Source organism: Alteromonas sp. S005, assembly GCF_036864475.1.
In the GTDB taxonomy this organism is placed as follows: domain Bacteria; phylum Pseudomonadota; class Gammaproteobacteria; order Enterobacterales; family Alteromonadaceae; genus Alteromonas.
Map to the genome: position 1 here is coordinate 113,589 of NZ_JAZETN010000015.1, position 8,042 is coordinate 121,630.

The window sequence follows — 8,042 nt, forward strand, 5'->3', positions numbered from 1 at the left end:
AACAGAAGAGGTTTTAAGCGCACGTTATGTCTGCACGTTCATTTCTTTCAGTTATCGGATGCATAGTCGCTCTGGCTGTTATGCCAATTGGAAGCAATGTGCTAGCGCAAGACGGCGACGCTAATGCGCAAAAAGAAAAGTTAGCTAAATTGCAGGTTGAGTTACGCGCACGACAGCAAGTACTTGAAAACAGCAAAGCCAGCGCAGAAGAGCTAAAAGCCGTACTGAAGACCTCAGAGCTAGAAATAGCAAAAGTAGCAACAGCGTTATCGACGACCGAACAAGCGCTAAAAAGCGTTAAGCAAGAAGAGACCAAGCTCGAAGAAGAGCAAGATGCATTAAAAGTCGCTATTCGCAAACAGCAATCTCTATTGTCTAGTCAGCTCAAAAGTGCGTTTATGGCGGGTCATTATGACTACGCTAAAATGCTTTTTTATCAAGATGATGCACGCACTTTTGAACGTGTTATTACTTATTATCAATACGTGGCAAAAGCACGTCAAAAAGAAATCGAAAGCTTCAGAAAGAATGTTGCAAGGCTTGAAGAGGTTACTGCTGAACTTAGTGAAAAAGCATTGTCGCTAGCGGCGCTCAAAGACGACCAAGAAAGCCAGCGGGCCGTGCTTGTTACTCGTCAAGCGGACCGTAAAATTACGCTAAAGAAAATAAATAAAACCATTGCTTCAGAAAGTCAGCGCATTGCATCATTACGAGCCGATGAGAAAGCGCTCAGAGGTGCTATTGAAGCAGCTCGTATAGCAGCTGAACGCGCTGCGCGTGCGGCTGAGTTCAGCATGAATGGACTTGCCAAAAGAAAAGGGAAACTTCCCGCCCCCGTTAAGGGCAGAATACGTCATTTATTTGGTAGTCGCCGTCAAGGGCAAGTATCTTGGAAAGGTATTGTGATAGATGGGGCAGAGGGCGACCCCGTTAATACAATCGCGCCAGGGCGTGTGTTGTACGCTGATTGGCTGCGAGGATTTGGTTTAGTTGCTATTGTCGATCATGGCGAGGGCTACATGAGTGTTTATGGCCACAATCAAGCGCTCCTTAAACAGGCAGGCGATGACGTAAGCCAAGGGGAGCGCATTGCACTTGTTGGTCGAAGCGGTGGTCAGGAATACCCTAATCTTTACTTTGAAATTCGTCACAAAGGCAAGGCGCTAAATCCGAAAGCTTGGTTAGATTAAATCGTTAACGCCACAGCAATGTTTAAGCAGTAACTTCAAATGTCGCTGTATCTGGTAACGGACGTTGAGGTTTGCCTTCACTTTTCAATTGCTCAACAATAGACGTCGCGTTGTCACTGGTTAGTGAATCAGCGTCGTATTGCTCTAAAATCGATTGCAAAGCCTGTTCATGATTCACCTGTAATAAAAAACTAGTTTTGTTGAAAGTACGCTTGTTATTGGTATGCTTAACGTTAAAGTGAAGATATTCACACAGTGCGCTTAATAATAATGATGAAAAACGGATGTGACTTAGATGCTTTTGCGTCTGCTGATGCCTTGTATAATCTTTGTTTTATGCGGGCTAATTAGCCTTCGAGTAAACGCAAAGTCAGACATAATAATAATATTAGATGACCTGGGATACAGGCCGTCCGACGTCGCTGCTTTTTCTCTCCCCAAAGAAATTACGTTCTCCATACTTCCGCAAACGCCACTGGCTTCTGAAATTGCGCACCGTGCTGAGCAAGAAGGTAGGGCGGTTATGCTCCATATGCCTATGCAAGCTCAAAATGGTAAAAACATGGGACCGCTTGGGCTAACCACGGATATGTTTGCCGGGGCTATTACCTACAATTTGCGCAAAGCGATGAAAAGTGTGCCCAACGCTGTAGGCGTAAACAACCATATGGGCAGTGCTTTTACCGGTCAGCAAGAGGGAATGGAAGCGCTGCTAAAAGAGGTGAAACGCCAAGGCCTGTTCTTTGTGGATAGCAGAACTACTGTGCTAACTAAAGGTGAAGAAATTGCGCAACGTTTGGGTGTGCCTAGCGCAAGCAGGCAGGTATTTCTAGACCATATATTAGAGCCAGCGTTCTTACTGAAGCAGTTTAACCAAATGAAACGTATCGCTAAAAAGAATGGCCATGTTGTGGTGATTGGTCACCCTCACCCTGAAACAGTCAATTTTTTAAATACACACTTACCCTCTCTTGAAAAAGAAGGTTTTAACCTTACTTCCGTAGCTGACTATTTTTCACACGCACCTAAAGTGGCTAAACAATTTGGTAAAGAACGGAACCAGACTGCTCAGCTCATTCGTGTAGACGTAAACAAAATGCGGTCTGAAGTAAGTGAAGAGGATACTTTTGATAGTAGTGGCTTTATGCAAAGTACCTCACCAGAGGAGGTTGCCGAAGGCTTGACTACAGCACCTAACGATTAACTTCTTTGTCTTTCTCTTACTTAATTAGTCTATTTTCATCTCGATAAGATCAAAATTTAATGTGGGAACGTTTCTCATTTTCGTGAGTCTGTTATAATATAACGTCTCTGGCGAGTTGTTCGCTTATACATTTTTAGCACGGTGGTAATTAGAGTAATGACTCCAATTGACGAGAATCCAACAAAACTAGACAAACTTGGCATCTGGGTGTCGAGCTTGTGTGCGCTGCATTGCCTTGCGCTGCCTGTTTTGGTGCCTCTGTTACCGCTCATCGGATCCAGCTTTTTTGCGCAAGTGTGGTTTGAAAGAACTATTCTGACGTTTTCGTTATTGGTTGGGGCGGTTGCCTTAATTAGTGGTGCAGTGCGCTACCACGGCAAATATTACCCGCTGGCACTGCTGTTCACTGGTGGTGCAATTTATTGGCATAAAGACATATTCGGACATCACTACGAGCCGTTTACTATCGCAATAGGTGCAGCATTAATTGTAGCGGGCCACTGGATTAATATGCGCTTGTGTAGACAATGTAAGTGCTGCAAGAATACGGTGTTTTCAGACCACCTTTCGACTGAGTTTAAGTAGTCAGAAAGCTGTATTTAAAGAAAAGTATTATAAAAAAACGAGCCAATGGCTCGTTTTTTTTATAATCTGAGCATGTCTCAGATACGCATTCTACAGACTTCTCGCATTGGAAAAGTACGGTTTAATGCGACAACACATTAAGCGCTACATCAGGTACGTTAGTGAATATGCCCGTCACTCCCCACTCCTTAAGCATAAGCATATCTCTAGGTTCGTCGACCGTATAAACGAATACATCAAAGCCTTCGTGCAGCGCGGTTTGTACGAACTGCTTATCAACCGCGTCTAGCGCAATATTTACCGAGTAAGCGTTGAGCGCCCTAGCACTTGCCGTACAGTCTAGTTCATAGCTAGCGGTTAAAGCGCCAATCTTTACCTCGGGCCACATTAGTGCAATCGATTTAAGCCAGTGATGATTAAATGAAGAGATAAGTAGCTTGCTAGTGCTTATATCGCTTTGCTTTATTGCCTTTTTTACGTCTCTTACCCAGCTAGTTACATCGTGCAGGTGCTTAATTTCAATATTGCACCACTTATCACTTGGAACGCATTGAAGGGTTTCTGAAAGAGAAGGTATGTGCTCTCCATCTCCAATGTCCATCTCTTTAAGGGATTGCCAAGGCGTATCTAATAAATAACCGGTCTCGCGGGCTCTGCGTGTAAGTGTTCTATCGTGAAAAACAACAATACCGCTTTCGTGTTGGTAAGTATCAAACTCGATACCGTCAGCATCTTGCTCGAAGGCTAGTTTAAAGGCTTTCACCGTATTTTCTGGAGCGGCTTTACTGGCGCCACGATGGGCAAAAATGATCATCAATACTCCTTCCTCAACGCTCAGGGCGAACGTTACTCATCGTTCGCGCTGTGTAACTTATGCGTGTTGAGCGTTTCATAGACTGACGCCGACGTAATAAGAATGCCGCCTAGCAATGCGCTTAATCCGGGCTTTTCATTAAGTAAAATGATGGCAAGAAAAACACCGTAAAGCGGCTGCATGCAGGCAATAAGTGAAAATGTCTTTGCCCGTAAGTGACGCAGACTCGCCGCAATCAAAGCATGGGGAAGAGCGGTAAATACAGTGCCTAAAAGCAACAGCATTAGCCAAGAGCTCGTTGACGCCGAGGCTATTTCCGCACTGCCTATTGGCAGCATTAATACACTGATAACCAAAGTTTGCCATGCCATAGCTTGCGCACCGCTGTAGTGCTTAAAATGCTTACGGTGAATTAGGTTTCTAAACGAGTACAAGATGGCAGAGGCAATACCGATAAGTACCCCAAGGGTAACGTCATTTTCCAATGATGTTTCAGGCACAATTAAATAAACACCAATGACTACCGTTAACGTAGATACAATGTCCTGCCACACCAGCCTAACCCGTTCGAAAAAAGGTTCAATAAGCACTGTGATGACAGGAAAGGTAAATAGCGCAATCATGCCCACAGATACGCCAGCATATTGCATTGCGGCAAAATAGGTTACCCAATGTAGCGCCATTAAAAGCCCTAGACCAAGAGCGACGCCATAATCTTTTCTGGAATTTAGCTTTATTTTATTTCCGGCCAGTTTCAAAAATGCCAGCAGAGCGATGCAAGCAAATACTGAACGCACCAGCGTAATGTCACTGGCACTAAGTGGTACAAGCCTAGAGAAAAGGGCTGTACCACCTAATAAAATGACCGTGAGGTGAAGCGAAATCAGGCTTTTTTTAACAGCATCCATAAACTAGCTGTCAGCGCCCTCAGATGGTGTTTCTTTTTTTGTTTCACCTGCATCGTCATCGAACTCATCGCTATTTTGCTCAGGCTCAGTCGAAGCAAGGTCTTGTGAAACTGTTTCATGTGAAGATACTTTTGAAGCCATAGGCTCTCCTAGACGAGTAACCATACCCGGGGCAATATCTTCAAAGTTGATCATGTCTTTTTCGAAACATACCACAATGGTAGAGCCGAGCTTAAAGCGGCCAAGCTCGGCACCTTTTTCTAGGAAAACAGAAGCTTCTGTGTCTTTTTCATATGACCAATGCTGAACATTTTTGCCCACAGGTGGCGTAACAGTGCCAGCCCAAACGGTTTCGATACTAGCCACAATCGTTGCGCCAACAAGAACCATTGCCATTCGACCCACAGGAGTATCAAACAGTGCCACAACGCGTTCGTTACGTGCAAATAGTCCTGGTATATTTTGTGCGGTAAGCGGGTTTACTGAAAATAGTTCGCCTGGCACATAAAGCATGTCAGTAAGGGTGCCCTCAACTGGCATGTGAATTCTGTGATAATCGCGAGGGGCAAGGTAAATGGTTGCAAACTTACCATTTTTAAATGGTGCTGCTACTTCAGGTTTTCCGCCTAACAAAGTAGTTAAGCTAAAGTTATGGCCTTTCGCTTGGAAGATACTGTCGCTATGAATATCGCCAAACTGACTTACCGTACCGTCAACGGCGTGGATCAGTACGTCTTCGTTTTCATCAATAGTACGTGCTTCAGGTTTTAGAGGCCGCGTAAAGAACTTATTGAAGCTTCGGTAATGCTCAGGCTTTTCATGTAGCGCTTCAGTCATATCAACATTATATTGTTTGATAAACAGCTTGATGAAAAAGGTGGTCACGCTACCCATTTCAGCTTGTGCAAGTTTTCCTACGAGGCGTGAAAGCAAGTGCTTGGGTGTAACGTATTGTAAATTAACTTTAAGCCAATCTAACACAAAATATCTCCGTTTCTTTTATGCAAACAATAACGCATTGCATAGTTAGCGTTATTGTATAGTAAGTCGTGGTAGTAAGAGTAACTTTAGGGTTATGAGTGCTTACACAAAAGCATAAGCACATGGTTCACACTACAACGTTTTCTTTACCGGTTTAGCCCCGCTATTCAATGTCAGTAACTCAACGTCAGTAATCAGTGAAGTGCTTTCCGGGCCCTTCTGCGGGCTCGGCATTTCAACAACTCCAAAACCCTAGGGTAGTTGTTATGCTCCGGGTGGCTGACTGTGACTAGGGCGCTGCTCTTCCATAGTGGTTAAAATTCTATGGTAGCTATCGAAGCGTTCTGCGCTAATTTTTCCTTCTTCTACAGCTTCTCTTAGTAAGCAACCGGGGTCATTTAAGTGCTTGCAGTCTCTAAATTTGCAGCCGCCCAAATAATCTCTGAACTCAATAAAGCCCCATGTAATTCGCTCGGTAGGAATATGCCACAAGCCAAATTCACGTACCCCTGGAGAGTCAATTAAATCACCCCCAGCCGGTAAATGAAGCAGTTTAGCCGCGGTAGTTGTGTGCTGACCTAACCCTGAGTTATCTGAAATATCTCCAGTTAACTCATCCGCGTCTGGCAAAACTTGGTTAATAAGGCTTGATTTACCAACGCCCGACTGCCCTACGAAAACGCTGATATTATCGTTAAGGTATTCGTTAAGTGTGTCGATCCCCTCGCCAGTTTTGCAGCTAGTAAACAGTACTTCATAGCCCAATTTTTCGTAGGTTTTGAGCTGTTCTGCGACATTCACACGTTCCTCATCGCTTAGCAACTCAACTTTGTTGAGCACAATAAGTGGCGTGATACCGATATCTTCACACGCAACGAGATAGCGGTCGATTATGTTCAATGAAAGGGTAGGTAAAATAGCGCTTACTACAATGATACGGTCAATATTCGCGGCGATGGGCTTAATACCGTCGTAATAATCAGGGCGGGTAAGAACAGAATGCCTGTCTTTTACTATTTCAATAACACCGCTTACACCTGACTCGGCGTCATCTCCTTTACTGAAAAACACTTTGTCTCCGCATACCACAGAGTCAACGGTACGGCGAATATGGCAGCGGGAAACCTCGCCATTGACATCTTCAACGTCGGCGTGTTTACCAAAGCGACCTATTACAGTGCCGCTTTCTAACGTGCTTTCATCAAGATTGGCCGTGCCCTTAGAGGCATGCTTTTCACGCAAGCGCTTGCTTCTGTTTGCTGCAACTTGTCGTTTCTGTCGTTGTGTAAGTTTTGGTTTTTTCGCCACGATTCTTTTCTAGTTTCACGTATACTATGTCAATAATACCGTTTGTAGGGCATGGTTGCCATGTCTGTAGCGCAAAGAGGAAAGTAATGAGTAAACACGACAGTAACCTTGTCTGGATAGACATGGAAATGACAGGATTAGATCCTGAAACCTGTGTAGTAATGGAAATTGCCACCATAGTCACCGATGCACAGCTTAATATTTTGGCTGAAGGTCCTGTGATTGCGGTACATCAAAGTGATGAAGTGTTAGACAGCATGGACGAGTGGTGTACACGTGTCCACGGTGAGAGCGGATTAACTGCGCGCTGCCGCGAAAGTAAGATAAGTGTAGAAGAGGCCGCTTCACAGACTATTGCCTTTTTAAAGCAGTGGGTAGATGCAGGTAAATCACCATTGTGTGGAAACACCATTGGGCAGGATAGACGCTTTATGGTGAAGTACATGCCCGAGCTTGAGGCTTACTTCCACTATAGAAATATTGATGTAAGTACAATAAAAGAGCTAACGCGCCGCTGGAAGCCCGAAATTTTAGACGGTTTCGAAAAGAAAGGCGTACACTTAGCACTAGATGATATTCGCGAGTCTATTGAAGAAATGCGCTATTATCGAGAGAAAGTGTTTACGATTTAAGCATTCGAACATCGAGGTGCAAAAAAAGTAGAATTAAAGGTTGCGTTACCCCAAAATTTTTGTAAAATGCGCACCACTTCAAACGAAGTACCTCTTTTGTTGCGGGAATAGCTCAGTTGGTAGAGCACGACCTTGCCAAGGTCGGGGTCGCGAGTTCGAATCTCGTTTCCCGCTCCAAATTTTAATCTAGGTCTCTAGGTTGCCTATAAGATGCACAGCATCGACTCTATGCGGGAATAGCTCAGTTGGTAGAGCACGACCTTGCCAAGGTCGGGGTCGCGAGTTCGAATCTCGTTTCCCGCTCCAAATTTTCAAACATCACGAAAATCTAAACATTAGCAGATGTATTGATGCGACCCCTTGATGGGCCCGCGACCGAGTGTCGGCCAGATGCGAATCTCGTTTCCCGCTCCAAATTTT

General features: G+C 44.5%; 9 protein-coding genes and 2 tRNA genes. 6 read left to right on the forward strand and 5 right to left on the reverse strand.

Annotation, left to right across the window (positions count from 1 at the left end; all coding sequences use genetic code 11):
* The first annotated feature begins 26 nt into the window (after positions 1 to 26).
* Entirely contained in the window at positions 27 to 1,190 is a 1,164-nt protein-coding gene (locus V7R55_RS15870) for a murein hydrolase activator EnvC family protein (protein WP_334060260.1), read from the forward strand.
* Between the two features lie 22 nt (positions 1,191 to 1,212).
* Here V7R55_RS15870 and V7R55_RS15875 read toward each other — a convergent pair whose 3' ends face one another.
* Positions 1,213 to 1,350 carry a hypothetical protein gene (locus V7R55_RS15875; RefSeq protein WP_334060261.1) on the reverse strand — a complete coding sequence of 46 codons (138 nt, stop codon included), beginning with the start codon at positions 1,348 to 1,350 and terminating at the stop codon, positions 1,213 to 1,215.
* Positions 1,351 to 1,485: 135 nt separating this feature from the next.
* Between V7R55_RS15875 and V7R55_RS15880 the strand changes: the two genes are divergently transcribed.
* Together V7R55_RS15880 and V7R55_RS15885 are read left to right on the forward strand one after the other, a co-directional pair.
* Positions 1,486 to 2,394, forward strand: coding sequence for a divergent polysaccharide deacetylase family protein (locus V7R55_RS15880; protein ID WP_334060262.1), 909 nt, complete (start codon positions 1,486 to 1,488; stop codon positions 2,392 to 2,394).
* A 156-nt stretch (positions 2,395 to 2,550) separates the two neighbouring features.
* Positions 2,551 to 2,979, forward strand: coding sequence for a MerC domain-containing protein (locus V7R55_RS15885; protein WP_334060263.1), 429 nt, complete (start codon positions 2,551 to 2,553; stop codon positions 2,977 to 2,979).
* Between the two features lie 121 nt (positions 2,980 to 3,100).
* Here the strand turns inward: V7R55_RS15885 and V7R55_RS15890 are convergent, their stop codons facing one another.
* The 4 genes from V7R55_RS15890 to rsgA form a co-directional block, all read right to left on the reverse strand.
* Complete coding sequence (locus V7R55_RS15890) at positions 3,101 to 3,793, reverse strand: glycerophosphodiester phosphodiesterase (RefSeq protein WP_334060264.1); 693 nt, start codon at positions 3,791 to 3,793, stop codon at positions 3,101 to 3,103.
* A 32-nt stretch (positions 3,794 to 3,825) separates the two neighbouring features.
* Positions 3,826 to 4,701, reverse strand: coding sequence for a DMT family transporter (locus V7R55_RS15895; RefSeq protein ID WP_334060265.1), 876 nt, complete (start codon positions 4,699 to 4,701; stop codon positions 3,826 to 3,828).
* A 3-nt stretch (positions 4,702 to 4,704) separates the two neighbouring features.
* Positions 4,705 to 5,682: an archaetidylserine decarboxylase gene (asd, locus tag V7R55_RS15900; RefSeq protein WP_334060266.1), complete on the reverse strand. Its 978-nt coding sequence runs from the start codon at positions 5,680 to 5,682 to the stop codon at positions 4,705 to 4,707.
* A gap of 264 nt (positions 5,683 to 5,946) precedes the next feature.
* Positions 5,947 to 6,990 (reverse strand): small ribosomal subunit biogenesis GTPase RsgA, encoded by a 1,044-nt coding sequence (rsgA, locus tag V7R55_RS15905; protein WP_334060267.1) that lies wholly within the window; start codon positions 6,988 to 6,990, stop codon positions 5,947 to 5,949.
* 86 nt (positions 6,991 to 7,076) lie between these two features.
* On the opposite strand from rsgA, the gene orn reads away from it, so the two are divergent.
* The 3 genes from orn (at position 7,077) to V7R55_RS15920 (ending at position 7,928) form a co-directional block, all read left to right on the forward strand.
* A complete protein-coding gene (gene orn, locus V7R55_RS15910) occupies positions 7,077 to 7,622 on the forward strand; it encodes an oligoribonuclease (RefSeq protein WP_334060268.1) in 546 nt (181 codons plus the stop codon).
* Between the two features lie 101 nt (positions 7,623 to 7,723).
* Positions 7,724 to 7,799: transfer RNA gene (locus V7R55_RS15915), tRNA-Gly, on the forward strand.
* Between the two features lie 53 nt (positions 7,800 to 7,852).
* Positions 7,853 to 7,928, forward strand: a tRNA-Gly gene (locus V7R55_RS15920).
* Positions 7,929 to 8,042: the final 114 nt, after the last annotated feature.

Bases quoted from the DNA above. Each gene is read 5' to 3' on its own strand.
- orn (WP_334060268.1), top strand. From the start codon at position 7,077: ATGAGTAAACACGACAGTAACCTTGTCTGGATAGACATGGAAATGACA.
- V7R55_RS15890 (WP_334060264.1), bottom strand. From the start codon at position 3,793: ATGATCATTTTTGCCCATCGTGGCGCCAGTAAAGCCGCTCCAGAAAAT.
- V7R55_RS15885 (WP_334060263.1), top strand. From the start codon at position 2,551: ATGACTCCAATTGACGAGAATCCAACAAAACTAGACAAACTTGGCATC.
- V7R55_RS15895 (WP_334060265.1), bottom strand. From the start codon at position 4,701: ATGGATGCTGTTAAAAAAAGCCTGATTTCGCTTCACCTCACGGTCATT.
- V7R55_RS15880 (WP_334060262.1), top strand. From the start codon at position 1,486: ATGCTTTTGCGTCTGCTGATGCCTTGTATAATCTTTGTTTTATGCGGG.
- V7R55_RS15870 (WP_334060260.1), top strand. From the start codon at position 27: ATGTCTGCACGTTCATTTCTTTCAGTTATCGGATGCATAGTCGCTCTG.